Origin of the sequence: Phycicoccus avicenniae, assembly GCF_050496545.1 — a bacterium.
GTDB lineage: Bacteria > Actinomycetota > Actinomycetes > Actinomycetales > Dermatophilaceae > Phycicoccus > Phycicoccus avicenniae_A.
The window spans coordinates 1-16,629 of the sequence record NZ_JBNVZV010000010.1 but is presented as its reverse complement, the minus strand read 5'-3'; the positions used below and the strand labels follow the sequence as shown (position 1 = coordinate 16,629).

Genomic DNA, 16,629 nt, shown 5'->3' with positions numbered 1-16,629 from the left:
CCAGCCTAGGCCGGGGCCACGGCGGGCGGCGGCACGGACCCTCCGAGGACCGCCACCAGGACCCGCGCCACGGCAGGAGAGGCGCCCCACGTGACGACGTCGGCACCCCCGCGCGGCCATCCGCAGTCGACGAGGACGGTCTCGTGGCCGCCCGCGCGCAGCCGGGCGACCACCTCGTGGGCGGGGTGGTCAGCCGCGGCGGAGCGGGCGACCACGGCGACCCGTGCGCCCTCGGGGACCTCGGCCTCGTCGACCGTCGCGCCGAGCGCGGCCGGACCCCACGCCACGGCCCCGACCGCGAGGTTGGCCCGCGAGCCGACCTGGACGACGGCCAGCGGCCGTGGCGAGGCGACGAAGCGGCGGGCCGCGTCGGTCAGCGTGAACGCACCGGCCACGGCGTCGTCGTCGACGGGCCGTGCCGGGGGCGACGTCGGCGGGCGCAGCGTCCGGCGGGCCAGCCGGCGCACGCGGGCGGCGGCCTCGGCCACCCGCTGCTCCGGCAGCAGTCCCTCGCGGACCGCGGCGAGGACGCCGTCGCGCACCTCGGTGAGCAGCGCCTCGCCCGTCGCCGACCCGAGGCACAGGAGGTCGACCCCGGCGGCGAGGGCACGCACGGCGGCCTCGGGGATGCCCGTCTCCGCCGAGGCCCCGGCCATGTCGAGCGCGTCGCTGACGAGCACTCCCTGGAAACCGAGCTCGTCACGCAGCATCCCGATGACGCTGGGGGAGAACGTGGCCGGACGGTCGGCATCGAGCGCGGTGACGAGGATGTGCGAGGTCATGACGCACTCGACGCCGGCCTCGACGGCCGCCCTGAAGGGGACGAGCTCGCGGGCGCGCAGGACCTCCAGCGGGACGTCCACCCGGGGGAGCGCGTGGTGCGAGTCGGTGACGGTGTCGCCGTGCCCGGGGAAGTGCTTGGCGCACGCGGTGACGCCGGTGTCCTGCAACCCCTCCACCCACGCGGCCGTGTGCCGCGCGACGACCTCGGGGTCGTCGCCGAAGGAGCGGACGCCGATGACCGGGTTCTCCGGCGAGGAGTTCACGTCGACGACCGGGGCGAGGTCGAGCCCGATGCCGAGGGCGGCCAGCTCCCCGCCCACCGCGCGCGCGGCCCCACGGGTCACCTCGACGTCGTCGACCCGTCCGAGCACGCCGTTGCCGACCGTCGTCGAGCCGCCGGGGTAGTGCAGGCGGGTGACGTCGCCGCCCTCCTCGTCGGCCGCGAGCAGCACGCCCGGGAGGTCGCGCAGCAGGGCCGAGCAGGCTTCTGCGACACCGCCGTCGGGCCCGATGTTGTCGCCGTAGAGGCACACCGACACCAGTCCTGCGGTGTGCGCGTCGCGCAGCCACGACGGGACCTCGGTGCCGACGAAGCCGGGCTGGAGGGTGGCGAGGACGTCGGCCTCGAGGCTCATCCCTTGACCGCCCCGCCGACGAGCCCGCTGCTCATCCGGCCCTGGACGACGAGGAAGAAGACGATGACGGGCAGGGCGACGAGGGTCGAGGCGGCCATCACCTGTCCCCAGTCGGTCTCGCGGCTGGCGCTGGCCTGGACGAAGCCACGCAGCCACAGGGGCAGGGTGCGCGACTGCTCCTCGGTCATGACGACGAGGGCGACGGTGAACTCGTTCCAGGCCTGGAGGAACGCGTAGACCCCCGAGGCGACGAGGCCGGGAGCCAACAGCGGGAACGTGATCCGCAGGAAGGCCTGGGTCCGCGAGAGGCCGTCGACCATCGCCGCCTCCTCGAGCTCGGCGGGGACGCCGGCGACGAAGCCACGCAGCATCCAGATCGTGAAGGGGACCACCGCGGCCGTGTAGAGGACGGCCAGCGCCAGCGAGCGGTTGAGCAGCCCGAGCTCGGACATCATCTTGTACTGCGCGATGAACAGCCCCTCGGCGGGGAGCATCTGGATGAAGAGCAGCGCCAGGACGAAGGAGGTCCGTCCGCGGAAGCGGAAGCGGCTGACGGCCAGCGCCCCGAGGAAGGCCACCGCCAGGGCCGCGACCACCGTCGTGAGCGTGACGACGAGCGACACCGCGAGGGCGCGGCCGAAGGCCGGATCGCCCACGACGACGCCGAAGTTGTCGAACGACCCGCCGAACGGCACGAAGGTCGGTGTCGTGGACTGGAGCACGACGTTGGGCAGGAACGCGGAGTTGAGCATCCAGTACACGGGGAAGGCCCAGACGGCCGACACGAGCAGGGCCAGCGCGGTGAGGACCACGCGCGAGGTGCGGGAGCGGGGCATCAGGACTCCTGGGCGAGCAGCGAGCGGACGTAGCGCCAGCTGAGGGCGACGGTGAGGAGGAGCATGAGGACGCTGACGGCGCTGGCGGTGCCGAAGTCCCCCTTGCCCGTCCCCAGCTGGTAGACGTACGTGCCGAGCAGGTTGGTCTCGTTGGCGACCGACCCGGCGTCCTGCAGCAGCTTGACCTGGGTGAACACCCGCAGGTCCCAGATGATCTGGAGCAGGATGACGATGGAGAGCACCGGGGCGACCAGCGGCGCGTAGATGTAGCGCAGCCGCTGCCAGCCGCCGGCGCCGTCGAGCATCGAGGCCTCCACCACCTCGGTGCTGACCTGCGTCAGACCGGCGTAGATGCTGAGGGCGACGAACGGCACGCTCATCCACACGACGACGGCGGAGGCGACGACGAAGAACGAGATCGGCTCCGCGAGCCAGTTGTGCCCGCCGGCGCCGTCGACCCCCACGTTCACGAGCAGCCAGTTGAGCAGCCCCCGGCGCCAGTCGACGATCCAGATCCAGACCGTCATCGCGGCGACGACGGGCATGGCCCACGCCAGCAGGAGCGAGACCTGCAGGACGAGGCGCGCCCAGCGTCCGACGGCGTTCATCAGCACCGCCACGCCGCCGCCGACGGCGACCGTGACGAACGCGGTGACGAGGCAGAACGCCACGGACCGGACGACCACCGCCCAGAGCGTCGGGTCGGTGACGAGGGCGACGTAGTTGTCGAGGCCGACCCACTCCGGTGGGGCGCCGAACTGTTGCTGGAGGCCGAACTTCCGCAGGCTGGTCACGAGCTGCCAGCCGATCGGGTAGCCGAGCGCGACGACGAGGAGGACGAGCGTCGGCAGCACGAGGAGGAGGGGCAGGCCCCGCCCGGCCCGGCGGCGCGGCGCCCGGCGGGTCGGTGGTGCCGGCGCGGGGACGACCGGGACGGGGGCCGTGCCGGCCGGCGGGGCGGTGGTGCGCGACGTCATCGTGGGTCCTTCGCTGGTGCGTGGGGGTCCCCGGCGCCGGGGCGAGAGCACCCGGCGCCGGGGAGGTGGGTCACCCTCGCGTCACGAGAGGTTGAGCATCGGCGTGATCTTGTCGTCGTACTGCTTCGCGAGTCCGGCGAGGTCGTCGGTGTCGCGGAGCTTGCCGAAGAACTCCTCGAGCACCTGGGCGGACTCGACCGCGGCCCAGCCCGGCGCGGCCGGCGTGAGCTTGGAGTTCGAGGCCGACTCGACGAGCGCCTTGGCGAACGCGTCGTCGCCGAGCGAGGAGACGTAGTCCGCGTTCGCCGGGCCGAGGCCGGCGCCACCGAGCTTCTGCTGGTACTCCGGCGAGAAGACGATCTTCATCAGCTCCTTGGCCAGCGCGGGGTTCTTGCTCTTGGCCGAGATGGCGATGTTCGAGCCGCCTGCGAACACGGGGGCCGGCTTGCCGTCGACACCCGGGAGCGCGAACACGCCGAAGGTGTCGTCGTTCCAGGTCCGGACGTCCTTGCCGTCCTTCTTCGTGAGGTCACCGATCGACCAGTGCGCCCAGCCCGGCGCCATGATGGTCGCCGCCGCCAGGGAGGTCTTCCCGGCGGCCTTGCCCGAGTCGTCGAGGATCGTGTCGGAGTCGTTGATGTAGAGCCACGGCGACTGGTCCTTGGCGTCGGACGGCGCCTTGCTCGCCGCGCGCTGGATCTGCTGGAGCTGCTGCAGGCCCTTGACCGTGTTGGGGTCGGACAGGGTCGAGACCCACTTCCCGCCCTCCTTCTTGGCCAGGTCGCCGCCGTTGGCGAAGACCCACGAGATGCCGTTGCGCCAGTCCTGGCCGCCGATGAAGAAGCCGGAGAAGTTCTTGATCTGGTCCGGGTTCTCCGTCGCGATCTTCTGGACGTCGCTGTTGAACTGCTCGAGCGAAGTGGGCACCTCGACGCCCGCCTTCTTCCAGACGTCCTTGCGGTAGAACATGTACCGCGAGCCGAAGTAGTAGGGGAGCGCGTACTTCTTGCCGTCCACGGACCCGGCCTCGACGAACGAGTTGAGCAGCTTGCTGCCACCGAGCTCGTCGTACATGTCGGAGATGTCGAGGAAGGCGCCGACGTTGGTGAAGGTCGGGCTCTGGGTGTTGCCGAGCTCGACGACGTCGGGGGTGTTCGCGGCGTCCGGCAGGGCGGTGGTCAGCTTGGTCACGAGGTCGGGCCAGGCCTGCTCCTCGATCTGCAGCGTCGCACCGGTCTTGGCCTTGAAGGTGTCCTTGAGGTAGGTCCGCAGCTCGTCGGGGGTGTCACCACCGGCCAGCCAGAGGGTGACCGTCTTGCCGGCGTTGTCGGCCGTGTTCGTGGCCGCCGGCTCGTCCGACCCGCCGCCGTTCGCGCAGGCCGTCAGGGCGAGAGCCGCACTCGTCACGAGGACGAGGGGGAGGCGCCGATTCATCTCGGGTTCCTTTCGATGGGTCGCGGGGCGGATGGGCCCCCTGGGTGCACCCGGGTGCGGTGGGGTCAGACGACCCCGAGGCGGTCCCAGAGGACCAGTGCCGCCGCGCCACGCAGGACGATGTCCTCCGGGAACGTGGCGAGGCGGACGGTGAGGGGGGTGTCGAGGCTCGGCAGCAGGCGCTCGGAGAGGCTGCGGGCCACGACGGGGACGACGGGTTCGAGGAGGTCGGGCGGACCGGCGAGGACGACCTCGGAGAGGTCGAGCGCCGCCACGAGGGGCGCGATGGCCACGGCGAGGCGGTGGCCGCCCACGTCGACGGGGCCGTCGGGAGCCGCGGGGTCATGGCCCGTGTCCAGGGCGGCGCGCAGCCGCGGGACGGAGAGCCAGGTCTCGAGGCAGCCCTGCCGGCCGCACGAGCAGGTCTCGCCGCCGTCGGTGCCGACGGTGACGTGGCCGATCTCGCCGGCGGCGTGGTGGGCACCCCGCACGAGCCGTCCGCCGCTGACCACGCCGCAGCCGACACCGCGCCCGACCTGCACGAGGACCAGGTCCTGGCTGCCGGGGGAGGCGCTCAGCTCGGCCTGCGTGGCGGCGTCGGAGTCGTTGGTCACGAGCACGGGGACCCCCGTCGCCCCGGCCACGAGGTCGCGCAGCGGCACATCGGTCCAGCCGAGGTTCGGGGCGGTGCGCACCGTGCCGCCCGGACCGACGAGCCCGGGGGTGCCGATGCCGATGCCCAGCACGGGGTGGGCGGCGGACGCGAGCACCGAGCGGGCGAGGTCGGCGACGACCGCGGGGTCCAGGCCCCGGCCGGCCGCGGCGTCGGCGGTGGTCGGCCGCTCCTCGCGATGCAGCACCTCGCCGGTCACGTCGAGCACCGCGGCCTGCAGCCGGGCGGGCACGGACAGGTCCACCGCCACCGTGAGCAGCCCGGTGCGGTCGAGGTCCACGAGCGTCGCCGGCTTGCCGGGGCCGGCCTGCTCCGCCGTGCCGACGTCGCGCACCCGGCCCTCGCCGATCAGCTCGGCGACGAGGTCGGACATCGTCACCTTGGTGACGCCGACCTCGCGGGCCAGCTGGGCCCGGGAGGTCGGGCCGAGCCGGCGCAGGGTCTGGAGCACCAGCGAGAGGTTCTGGCGTCGCCCGTCGGCGGGCAGGACCGCCGTCGACGTGCTGACCCGGCGTGGTGTGGGGCTCATGCCAAGTTAGTAAAGTGTACTAACTAAACATTCGGCAAGAGGCCGTGACCGATTCGTGACCTTTCGAGGAAGCGGGAGTGCCGACGTGCCGAGGTGGTTGGGCACCACTGATGATGGTGTCCAGCCCCCGTTCGCCGGTGGGACTTCGCGTCGCCGGTGTCACCTCGTCGCGCCGGTGCGCTACGGCACCCCGGCGACGCACCCCGGCCCCGGCGTCGCGCCCCGGCACCGGTGCGGCTATCCCCAACCGTGCGCGGCCGAGACCGCCCGCCGCCGCGCCCGCGGCCCGGGGCGCCGGTCTGGTTGGCTGGCCCCATGCCCTCCCTCACCCGCGCCGAGGCCGTGACCCGCGCCGCCCTGCTGACCGTGGACGCGATGGAGGTCGACCTCGACCTGGACCGCGGCGCCGAGGAGTTCGGGAGCCGCACCACCATCCGGTTCTCCTGCGGCGAGCCCGGCGCCTCGACCTTCGTCGACGTCCGCCCCGTCACGCTCCACTCGGCCACCCTGAACGGCCGCCCCCTCGCGGTCGAGCGCCTCGAGGACGGCCGGCTGCCGCTGCCCGACCTCGCCGCCGAGAACGTCCTCGAGGTCGACGCGACGATGGCCTTCGGCCACGACGGACAGGGCCTGCACCGCTCCACCGACCCGGCCGACGACGAGGACTACGTCTACGGGCACCTCTTCCTCGATGCCGCGCCGCGCGTCTTCGCCTGCTTCGACCAGCCCGACCTCAAGGCGCCGTACTCGGTCGGCGTGAGCGTGCCCGAGCACTGGAGCGTGGTCGGCAACGGTGCGGCGCAGCAGGTCTCGTCCCGGGAGTGGCGGCTCGCCACCACCCGGCCGCTCGCGAGCTACTTCGTCACCGTCTGCGCCGGGCCGTGGGCATCGGTCACCGCCGAGCACGACGGCATCCGCCTCGGCGTCCACGCCCGCCGCTCGCTCGAGGGCCCGCTGCGCGAGCAGGCGGACGCCATGCTCGAGACCACCCGCGCGTGCTTCGACCACTACCACCGGATGTTCGACATCCGGTACCCGTTCGGCGAGTACCACCAGGTCTTCGTGCCCGAGTTCAACGCCGGCGCCATGGAGAACCCCGGCTGTGTGACGTTCCGCGACACCTACGTCTTCCGCGGCGCCGCCACCCCGGACCAGGTGCTCGAGCGCGACAACACCATCGCGCACGAGATGGCGCACATGTGGTTCGGCGACCTCGTGACGATGCGCTGGTGGGACGACCTCTGGCTCAACGAGTCCTTCGCCGAGTACATGGCCTACCGGACCTCCACCGAGGCGCTCGGCGCGGACGAGGCGTGGGTGGAGTTCGGCATGGTGCGCAAGCTGTGGGGGTACGCGGCCGAGCGCTCCCCGAGCACCCACCCCGTCGCGGGTTCGCCTGCGCCGGATGCGCTCTCGGCGCTGCAGAACTTCGACGGCATCTCCTACGCCAAGGGCGCGTCGGTGCTCCGGCAGCTCATCGCCCACATCGGCGACGAGGCCTTCCTCGCCGGCGTCCGCGACCACCTCGAGCGGCACGCGTTCGGCAACGGCGAGCTGTCCGAGTTCCTCGACGCGATGGGGCGCGCGGCCGGCCACGACCTGGGCGACTGGTCGCAGGCCTGGCTGCGCACCGCCGGCGCCGACCGCCTCGCCATCGACCGCAGCGGTCGGCTGACGCGCACCACGCCTGCGGCACAGCCTGCCTCGCGTCCGCACACGCTCGATGTCGCCGCCTTCGACGGTGATGACGAGGTGCTGCGCGAGGTCGTCGTCCTCGACGGCGAGGCCGCCGTCGTCCCGGGTGTCGCCGACCTGCGTCCCGACGTCCTCGTCGTGCCGAACGCCCGCGACCTCACGTGGGCCGAGGTCGCCCTCGACGCGGAGACCACGGCCGGCCTGGTCGGCGGGCTCGCCGACGTCCCCGACCCGATGGCACGCGCGGTCGTCTGGACCTCGCTGCTCGGCGGCATGCACCGGGCCGAGGTCGACCCCCGCCTCGTCGTCGACGTCGTCGAGGCCGCGTGGCCGTGTGAGGACGACGCCGCCGTCCTCACCCGCGTCCCGCTCGCGGTGACGAGCTCGGTCGTCCCGCTGTTCCTGCCGCCCGAGGAGCGCGAGGAGGCCCTCGAGCGGCTCGCCGCCGCGGCCGACGTCCTCGCCGACAGGGCCGCCGGCGACGACGGGCCGGCAGCGGATGCCCTCGCCCTCGTGGCCGCCCGCGTCCGGGCCCGGACGGGCACCGACACCGAGCGGCTCGGGCGGTGGGCATCCGGTGAGGACCTGCCTGCGGGCCTGGACGGTGACGACGACTTCCGGTGGCTCGTGCTGCGCCGGCTCTCGGCGCTCGACGCGCTCGGTGAGGCGCAGCTCGCGGCCGCCGAGGAGGCCGACCGCTCGCTCGCCGGGCGGCTGGCCGCCCTCGGCGTGCGGGCCGTCCGCCCGGCCGCCGGGGCCAAGGAGTGGGCGTGGTCGATGCTGCGCGACGACCCCGAGCTGTCGAACTACGCGGCCCTCGAGCTGGCGCGCGGGTTCTGGGCCGCCCCGGACCCGGCGCTGGTGCGTCCGTACGTCGGGCGGGTCGGTGACCTGCTCGCGCACATGGGCACGCGGATGGGCGAGGACGCGCTCTCGCGGGTGGCCGTCGCCCTGCACCCCAAGGCCATCGTCGAGCAGGCGAGCCTCGAGGCGTCGGTCGCGATGCTCGGGCGGGACGACCTCTCGCCGGGGGTCCGCCGCGCGCTGCTCGACGAGGAGCACGTGCTGCGCGAGGCCCTCGCGAGCCGCCGCCGCTACGCCTGAGAGTCCCGGGCGGTTGCTGCCCCGGGATGCGAGGTCGCCGGTCCCGGGTGATGATCGCCGGGCAGTTCCCGAGCCCACAGGCCCGAACCCAGGAGGACAACACCGTGAACCGTCACGCCCCCATCCGCCGACTCGCCGAGGCGGCCTCCGCCGTCGCAGTGGGCGGTGCCCTGCTCACCGGCGCCGCCTCGGCCGCGCCCACCGCCGAGCCGCCCTCGACCCCCGTGCCCGTCGCCACCCCCGACGGCCAGGTGTTCAGCTACGTCCTCAACGCCAAGCACGCCAACCCCGGCCAGACGAGGCTCGTCAGCCGGGCGGTGGAGCGCTCGGGCGGCACCGTCGTCCAGGCGTGGCCGCAGATCGGCGTCGTCGTCGCGCACTCCGACCGGTCCGCGTTCCGCGCCGACGTCGCGCGGTCCGCCGGCAAGGCCCTGGAGTCGGTCGGCGTCACGCGCACCGTGCCGGTCTCCGAGGTCGCGCCCGCCACCGGCTCGTCCGCGCGCAGCAGCGTCGCCGGGGACGCGCGGACCACCCGGAAGGCCACCGACGTCGAGTCGACCTCGAGCCGGCCGGTCCCCACCGACCCGCGCGAGGTCGAGCAGTGGGACATGCAGATGATCAAGGCCGACCACGCCCACGACATCACCGACGGGTCGCGCAAGGTCCTCGTCGGGGTGCTGGACAGCGGCATCGACGCCGACCACCCCGACCTCGTCGCCAACCTCGACGTGCGGAGCTCGGTCAACTGCACCGACTCCGGCCGCCCGAGCAAGACCGGCTGGGAGCCCACGACCAGTGACCACGGCACCCACGTCGCGGGAACCATCGCCGCCGCCCGCAACGGCGTCGGCATCGTCGGCGTCGCCCCGAAGGTGCGGCTGGCCTCGGTCAAGGTCGTCAACGACGACGGGTTCATCTACCCCGAGTACGCCGTCTGCGGGTTCGTCGAGGCGGGCCTGAAGAAGATGGACGTCACGAACAACAGCTACTTCGTCGACCCGTTCGAGTTCTGGTGCGACGACCAGCCCGACCAGCACGCCGCCAAGGAGGCCGTGCGCCGCGCGGTGACCTGGTCCACCAAGCAGGGTGTCGTCCACGCCGCCGCCGCCGGCAACTCCGGCAAGGACCTGGCGAACAAGACCTCCTTCCAGGACACCGCGAGCCCCAACGACAGCACCGCCGTCGCCCGGACCATCAACAGCGGCTGCCAGGACATCCCCACCGAGCTCGACGGGGTCGTCACGGTCTCGTCGGTCGAGCGCTTCCCGGTCGACACGCTGGGCAGCCGCCTCTCGAGCTTCTCCAACCGCGGCCTCGGCGTCATCGACGTCGCAGCCCCCGGCTCGCGCATCCTCTCGACCGTGGTCGCGGACAACGGCTACGGCCTCAAGAGCGGCACCTCGATGGCCTCGCCGCACGTGGCCGGTGTGCTCGCGCTCATGAAGTCGGCCCACCCGACGTGGAAGCCGGCGAAGCTGATCGAAAAGCTGCGCCAGCAGGCCGACGACAAGGCGTGCTCGGCGGCCACCGCCGGGGTGCCGTGCGTCGGCACGACCCGCAACAACAGCTACTTCGGTGAGGGCATGGTCGACGCCCTCGACGCGGTGAGCTGACACCCCGCACCACCACTGATTGCCCAGAACCCACCTCGAGACGGCCGGGAACGGCCTCCCGAGGTGGGTTCTGCGCAATAAGTCGCGGGGACCGGGACAGGCTCGGGCCGGGAGCGCTCAGCCGGCCCAGAAGCCGCGGCCCCCGAAGAGGTCGCGGTAGGACCCGAAGGCCGCCTGCCCGGGCGTGCGGCCGTCGAGGTAGGAGCCGACGACGGCCGCCCCGAGGTCGCCGAGCTCGGGGGCGACGACCTTCCCGCCGGCGCGCCGGGCCATCGAGTCGACGAAGCGGGCGAGCCCCGGGTCCTCGCCGAGCCGGAAGAAGGTGACCTGGGCCCCGAGCCTCGCGGCGGCGTCGAGCTCGCGGACCGCCAGCGCCAGCGTGCGCGGGTGCGGCGGGTAGTCGAAGAACACCCCGCCGCCGGGCTCGAGGTGCGAGGTCGGCTCGCCGTCGGTGACGACCAGCAGCACCGGCTGCTCGTTGGGGTGGCGCCGGAAGTGCCGGTTCGCGAGGAGCAGGGCGTGGTGGAGGTTGGTGCCCTTGTCCCACTCGGCGTCGAGGGCGGTGAGGGTCTCGATGTCCATCTCCTGCGCGTACCGCGCGAACGAGACGAGCTGCAGGTGGTCGCCGCGGAAGCGGGTCGAGACGAGCTGGTGCAGCGCGAGGGCGGTGCGCTTCATCGGCACCCAGCGGCCGTCCATCGCCATCGAGAACGAGGTGTCGACGAGGAGGACGACGGCGGCGCGGGTGCGGGCCTCGGTCTCGGTGACCTCGACGTCGCGGATGTCCAGGCGCATGCCGGCGCGCGGGTCGCCGCCCTCCGACGCGACGCGGGTGATCGCGTTGGTCATCGTCCGCGTGGTGTCCCAGGGCTCGGTGTCGCCGAACTCCCAGGCGCGGGTGGCGCCGCTCTGCTCGCCGGCCACGCCGGCCTGGCGGGTGTCGCGCTGCCCGCCTCGCGTCGACAGGCGCCCGGCGACGTCGCGCAGCAGCGACTTCCCGAGCTCGCGCATCGCCTTGGGAGAGAGGCGGAGCGAGCCGTCGGAGGCACGCGTGAGCATCCCGCTGTCCCGCAACGCCTTCTCGAGGGCGGCGAGGGCGCGCGCGTCGACGGCGGCGTCGTCACCGAGCTGCCGGGACAGGGCGTCGAGGTCGACGTCGTCCATCCGTGCGCCGGGGTGGGACTGCGCGAGCTGGTCGGCGAGGGCGTCGAGGTCGGCGAGGTCCTGGAGCACGCCGGTGCCGTCGCCGAGCCCGAGGCCCTGATCACCCCGGAAGTCCTCGGACCCGCCCCAGTCCTCGCCGGGGCGCAGCCCCTGCAGCAGGTCGTCGAGGCGGGAGAGCTGGTCCATGAGCCCCGGTGAGCCGAAGGCCTGCTGGGACAGCGCGGCGAGCTCGGCGCGCTGCTCGGCCGTCATCGACTGCATCATCCGCTGGGCGGCGGCGGCCCGGGCGGCGAGGGAGTCGATGAGCTCGTCGACGGACTGCGGGTTCTCCGGGAAGAAGTCGCCGTGCTGCTCCATGAACTGCCGGAACTGCTCGTCCGTGTCGTCGCCGCGGGCGTGGGCGGCGAGGAGGTCGCCGAGGTCGCGGAGCATCTCCTCGACGGCGGCGCGGTCCTCGTCGGTGGCGTTCTCCAGGGCCTGCTTCATGCCGGCGAAGCGCTGGTCCAGCAGCTCGCGGCCCAGCAGGTCCTTGATCTGCTCGTACGTCGAGCGGCCGTCGGAGGAGCGCCAGGAGTAGTCGGACAGCTCGGTGACCGCCGCGGCGGGCGAGGGTGGCAGGTTCTCGATCCGCATCTCCGCGAAGCGGGCGTCGTCGTCGAGGTCGCGAGCCAGCTGCTTGCGCTCGGCGAGGACCGCCTCGTCGAGCAGCCGGCGCACCTCGTCGAGCGTGCCGCCGAGCGAGTGCCTCCGCAGCAGCTCCTGGCGTCGCTCGGCGACCCGGCGCGCGAGCTCGTCGAGCCCGGACTGGTCGCGCGTGCCCTGCCGCAGCAGCTCGCGCATCGCCCGCTCCGGGGAGTAGCCGGCCATGACGTCCTCGCCGATGGCGTCGAGGGCCTCACGCAGGTCGACCGGCGGCGCGAGCGGGTCCCCGCCGCCGTACCTGGTGAACCGCGAACGCCGAGAGGCCCGTTCAGCCATACACGGTCTCCGAGCCGTCGGAGTCCTTGCCGATGCGCCGCGCGAGGTACAGGCCCTCGAGCGCCAGCTCGAGGGCGCTGGCCCGTTCGCCGTCACCCGTGGCACCGAGCCGACTCGCGATCTCGTCGTAGAGGTCGGACTCACCCAGCACGGGCAGCGAGTCGAGGAAGGCGCGGGCGCTCACCGACTCGCCGGTGGTGACCATCGCGCCGTCCTCGATGGCGGTGACGAGCAGGGCCATGTCGATGCCCCCGAGCCGCCGGCGGGCGGTCTCGGCGGTCGCCGTGCGCAGCAGGTGCCCCAGCACCTCGCGCTCGCGGCCCTCCTCACCGGTCTCGAGCTCGACCTTGCCGCGCAACACCTCGAGGGCCGCCTCGAGGTCGACGACCCGGGCCACCCCCTCCGGCTCGCCCTGGGTCGTCGCCCGGTGCAGGGCCGCGGCAGCCACGGTCTCGGCCGCGGCGATGGCGAAGCGGGCCGAGACGCCCGAGCGCTGGTCGACCGAGCTCGAGCCGCGCAGCCCACGGGTGAAGCGCGCGACGACCTCGACGAGCGCGTCGGGCACGGTGGCCACGAGGTCGGCCTCCTGGCGGATGACCGCCACCTCGTCGTCGAGCTCACGGGGGTAGTGGGTGCGGATCTCGGCGCCGAACCGGTCCTTGAGCGGGGTGATGATGCGCCCGCGGTTCGTGTAGTCCTCGGGGTTGGCCGAGGCCACGACGAGCACGTCGAGCGGCAGCCGCAGCACGTACCCGCGGATCTGGATGTCGCGCTCCTCCATGACGTTGAGCATCGCGACCTGGATGCGCTCGGCGAGGTCGGGGAGCTCGTTGATGGCGACGACCCCGCGGTGGCTGCGGGGGATGAGCCCGAAGTGGATCGTCTCGGGGTCGCCGAGCCGGCGCCCCTCGGCCACGCGCATCGGGTCGACGTCGCCGATGAGGTCGGCGACGCTGGTGTCCGGGGTGGCGAGCTTCTCGGAGTAGCGCTCGTCGCGGTGCCGCCACGCGACCGGCAGGGCGTCACCGAGCTCGGCTGCGCGCCTGCGGGACTCGACGGTGATGGGCTCGTACGGGTGCTCACCGAGCTCGGAGCCGTCGATGACGGGCGTCCACTCGTCGAGCAGGCCGACGAGGCTGCGCAGCAGGCGGGTCTTGCCCTGCCCGCGCTCGCCGAGCAGGACGATGTCGTGCCCGGCGAGCAGGGCCCGCTCGAGCTGCGGCACGACGGTCTGCCCGAAGCCGTGCAGGCCGGGCCAGGGGTCGGTCCCGGACGCCAGGGCGGCGAGGAGGTTGTGGCGGATCTCGGCTCGCACGGACCGGGCCTCGTGCCCGGATGCCCGCAGCTCGCCGACGGTGGAGATGGCCGGTGGGGCGCTCATCGCCTCACGCTACGTCAGGATCCTCCGGGACGGGAGCCCCGGTCCCGGAGGACCCGGACGCTGGTCAGCGGCGGTTCGTGAAGCTCAGCGCGACGTCGAGGTCGGCGCCCTTGACCAGCTGCTGCACGGCCTGCAGGTCGTCGCGCGACTTGCTCGTGACGCGCACCTCGTCACCCTGGATCTGGGTCTTGACGCTCTTGGGGCCCTCATCGCGGATCAGCTTCGTGATCTTCTTGGCGTTCTCGGAGGTCAGGCCCTCCTTGAGCGGGACGTCGAGCTTGTACTCCTTGCCCGAGAGGCGCGGGCCGGCCTCGGGGATGTCGAGGTGCTTGAGCGAGACGCCGCGCTTGACCAGCCACGTCTCCACGACGTCGAGGACGGCCTTGCAGCGCTCCTCGCTGCTGGCCTCCATCTTGATGACCTCGCCGGAGAGCTCGACGGAGGCGCCGACCCCCTTGAAGTCGTAGCGGTTCGAGAGCTCCTTGGCCGCGGTGTTCACGGCGTTGGCGACCTCCTGCTTGTCGTACTTGCTGACGATGTCGAAGCTGCTGTCCGCCACGGGTCCTCCAGTCGATTCGGTGGGTCGGGTCCGGCTTGCTATCCTTCCATGCGCACCAGGCAGGTTGCCCGAGCGGCCAATGGGAGCGGACTGTAAATCCGTCGCGAAAGCTTCGAAGGTTCGAATCCTTCACCTGCCACCCGTGTCACGAAGGGCCCCCCGGACCGCAGCCTCGCTGCCCGGGGGGCCCTTCCGCTGCCCGCCGCCGGAGGCTGACTCCGGGTACCGGCCGGTCGTAGCATCGGCACGTGACGCTCATCGAGCGCGACGAGCAGCTGAGGTCGGCGGCCGACCACCTCGAGGAGGCCGCGGCCGGTCACGGGCGCGTGGTGTACGTCGCGGGCGAGGCGGGCATCGGCAAGACCTCGTTCGTCGCGCAGGTGCTCTCCGACGCCCGCGGGTCGGCCCGGGCGGTGGTCGGTCGCTGTGACGGGGCCGCCACCCCGGCGCCCCTCGGGCCGCTCGTCGAGATGCTGCCCGCGCTCCCGGACGAGGTCTGGCCGCCGGGGGCGACGCGCCAGGACGTCTTCGCGCGGCTGGTCGAGGTGCTGCGGGACCCACCCGGACGCCGGCCGTACCTGCTCGTCGTCGAGGACGCCCACTGGGCCGACGAGGCCACCCTCGACCTGGTGCGGCACGTCGCCCGACGGGTCCACGACTGCCACGCCCTGGTGCTCGTGACCTACCGGCCCGAGGACTCCGCGGCCAACGGGCTCCGGCTCCTCCTCGGTGAGACCGCCTCGGCGGCGGGTACCCGGCGCATCGAGCTGCCCGCGCTGACGCCCCCGGCCGTCGCGGCCCTGGCGGCGCGCCACGCCGCCGCCCACCCCGAGCGTGTCGCGGTGGACGCGGCCCGGCTCCACGAGGTCACCGGGGGAAACGCCTTCTTCGTCACCGAGGCGCTCTCGGCCGGGACCGGCGAGGTGCCCGGGACCGTCCGTGACGCCGTCCTCGCCAGGGTGGCGAGGCTGGCCGATCCCGAGCGGCGCGCCCTCGAGGTCGTCGCGCTGGCGGGAACCCACCCCCGGGTCGAGCTGGTCGCCGAGCTCCTCGCCGACGGGCTCGACGCGATCGACGAGCCGGTCCGCCGTGGCCTGCTGCGCCAGGTCGACGGTGCCGTCACCTTCCGGCACGAGCTGGCCCGCCTGGCCGTGCTCGGCGAGGTCCCGGTCGGTCGTGGGGTCCACCTGCACCGCCGGCTCCTCGCCGCACTCGAGTCGCGCGGCGCGGACCCGGCGGTCCTCGCCCACCACGCCGACGGCGCACGGCTCGCCGACGCCGTGCTCCGCCACGCCCCGACGGCCGCGGCGCGGGCGGGAGAGCTCGGCGCCCACCGGGAGGCGGTGCGGCAGTACCGACGGGCCCTCGAGTACGCCGACCGGCTCGCGGACCCGGACCGGGCCGAGCTGCACTGGTCGATGGGCTACGAGTGCTACCTCACCGAGCGCATCGAGGAGGCCATCGAGCACACGCGGCAGGCCCTGGACATCTGGGAGGCGTCGGGTGAGACGGTCCGGGTGGGGGACGCCTGGCGGTGCCTGTCCCGGCTCAGCTGGTTCGCGGGTCGCGGCGAGGACGCCGAGCGGCAGGCGGACGTCGCCATCGACCTGCTCGACGGCGAGCCGTCCGTCGAGCTGGCCATGGCGTACAGCAACCGCGCACAGCTGCGGATGCTGGCGAGCGACCTCGCGGGGACCCGCACCTGGGGGCGCACGACGCTCGAGGTCCTCGAGCGGCTCCCCGAGGCGGCTCGCCGCGACGAGGTCCGCGTTCACGCCCTGAACAACCTCGGCACGATGGAGGTCACGGCCGGGGACCTCGTCACCGGACAGGGGCTCCTCCTCGAGAGCCTCGAGGGGGCGCGGACCGCCGGTCTGCACGAGCACGCGGCGCGGGCCTACTGCAACCTGTCGTCGGCAGCCGTGGTCCAGCGCCGGCACGCGGAGGCGAGGCGGTACCTCGACGAGGGCATCGAGTACTGCGTCGACCGCGACCTCGACTCGTGGACGGCCTACCTCGAGGGCATCCTCTGCCGGTTCCTGCTCGACCGGGGTGACGTCCCGGTGGCCCGGGCCCGGGCCGAGGCCCTCCTGCGGCGCGAGGACCTGGCCGCCATCGACGCCATCGAGCCGGTGATCGTGCTCGCCCACGTGCACGCCCGGAGCGGTGACCCCCGCGCGGCCGCCCACCTGGCCCGGGCACACGACCTCGCGGCGGGCATGGGGGAGGTGCAGCGCGTGGCCCCCGCCGCGGCCGCCCGCCGCGCGG

General features: G+C 73.5%; 11 protein-coding genes and 1 tRNA gene. 4 read left to right on the top strand and 8 right to left on the bottom strand.

The window, feature by feature from the left end:
- Positions 1-5 precede the first annotated feature (5 nt).
- From ACQZ2A_RS10185 to ACQZ2A_RS10165, 5 genes are all read right to left on the bottom strand, one after another.
- Positions 6-1,418 (bottom strand): glycoside hydrolase family 3 protein, encoded by a 1,413-nt coding sequence (locus ACQZ2A_RS10185; RefSeq protein WP_430210356.1) that lies wholly within the window; start codon positions 1,416-1,418, stop codon positions 6-8.
- Positions 1,415-2,254, bottom strand: a complete 840-nt coding sequence (locus tag ACQZ2A_RS10180; RefSeq protein ID WP_430210353.1) for a carbohydrate ABC transporter permease — start codon at positions 2,252-2,254, stop codon at positions 1,415-1,417. Before ACQZ2A_RS10180 ends, ACQZ2A_RS10185 begins: the two co-directional genes overlap by 4 nt.
- On the bottom strand, positions 2,254-3,231 hold the full coding sequence (locus tag ACQZ2A_RS10175; RefSeq protein WP_430210350.1) for a carbohydrate ABC transporter permease: 978 nt from the start codon (positions 3,229-3,231) through the stop codon (positions 2,254-2,256). The genes ACQZ2A_RS10180 and ACQZ2A_RS10175 overlap by 1 nt, the downstream gene beginning before the upstream one ends.
- An 81-nt stretch (positions 3,232-3,312) precedes the next feature.
- Positions 3,313-4,665 carry an extracellular solute-binding protein gene (locus ACQZ2A_RS10170; RefSeq protein WP_430210348.1) on the bottom strand — a complete coding sequence of 451 codons (1,353 nt, stop codon included), beginning with the start codon at positions 4,663-4,665 and terminating at the stop codon, positions 3,313-3,315.
- 65 nt (positions 4,666-4,730) lie between these two features.
- Positions 4,731-5,867 (bottom strand): ROK family protein, encoded by a 1,137-nt coding sequence (locus tag ACQZ2A_RS10165; RefSeq protein ID WP_430210345.1) that lies wholly within the window; start codon positions 5,865-5,867, stop codon positions 4,731-4,733.
- A gap of 315 nt (positions 5,868-6,182) precedes the next feature.
- Here ACQZ2A_RS10165 and pepN point away from each other — a divergent pair, with 315 nt between their 5' ends.
- Both pepN and ACQZ2A_RS10155 read left to right on the top strand, forming a co-directional pair.
- The gene (gene pepN, locus ACQZ2A_RS10160) at positions 6,183-8,666 is read left to right on the top strand and encodes an aminopeptidase N (RefSeq protein WP_430210343.1); all 2,484 of its coding nucleotides are present in this window, start codon (positions 6,183-6,185) and stop codon (positions 8,664-8,666) included.
- 104 nt (positions 8,667-8,770) lie between these two features.
- Positions 8,771-10,279, top strand: coding sequence for a S8 family peptidase (locus tag ACQZ2A_RS10155; RefSeq protein ID WP_430210341.1), 1,509 nt, complete (start codon positions 8,771-8,773; stop codon positions 10,277-10,279).
- Positions 10,280-10,396: 117 nt separating this feature from the next.
- Here ACQZ2A_RS10155 and ACQZ2A_RS10150 read toward each other — a convergent pair whose 3' ends face one another.
- The 3 genes from ACQZ2A_RS10150 to ACQZ2A_RS10140 form a co-directional block, all read right to left on the bottom strand.
- Positions 10,397-12,421 carry a VWA domain-containing protein gene (locus ACQZ2A_RS10150; RefSeq protein WP_430210339.1) on the bottom strand — a complete coding sequence of 675 codons (2,025 nt, stop codon included), beginning with the start codon at positions 12,419-12,421 and terminating at the stop codon, positions 10,397-10,399.
- Positions 12,414-13,802 carry a magnesium chelatase gene (locus tag ACQZ2A_RS10145; protein WP_430210337.1) on the bottom strand — a complete coding sequence of 463 codons (1,389 nt, stop codon included), beginning with the start codon at positions 13,800-13,802 and terminating at the stop codon, positions 12,414-12,416. Before ACQZ2A_RS10145 ends, ACQZ2A_RS10150 begins: the two co-directional genes overlap by 8 nt.
- Positions 13,803-13,866: 64 nt before the next feature.
- Positions 13,867-14,361 (bottom strand): YajQ family cyclic di-GMP-binding protein, encoded by a 495-nt coding sequence (locus ACQZ2A_RS10140; RefSeq protein WP_430210334.1) that lies wholly within the window; start codon positions 14,359-14,361, stop codon positions 13,867-13,869.
- A gap of 58 nt (positions 14,362-14,419) precedes the next feature.
- Here ACQZ2A_RS10140 and ACQZ2A_RS10135 point away from each other — a divergent pair.
- Positions 14,420-14,500: transfer RNA gene (locus ACQZ2A_RS10135), tRNA-Tyr, on the top strand.
- Positions 14,501-14,609: 109 nt separating this feature from the next.
- Positions 14,610-16,629: ATP-binding protein (locus ACQZ2A_RS10130; RefSeq protein WP_430210332.1), on the top strand; the 2,020-nt coding region annotated here is incomplete at its 3' end.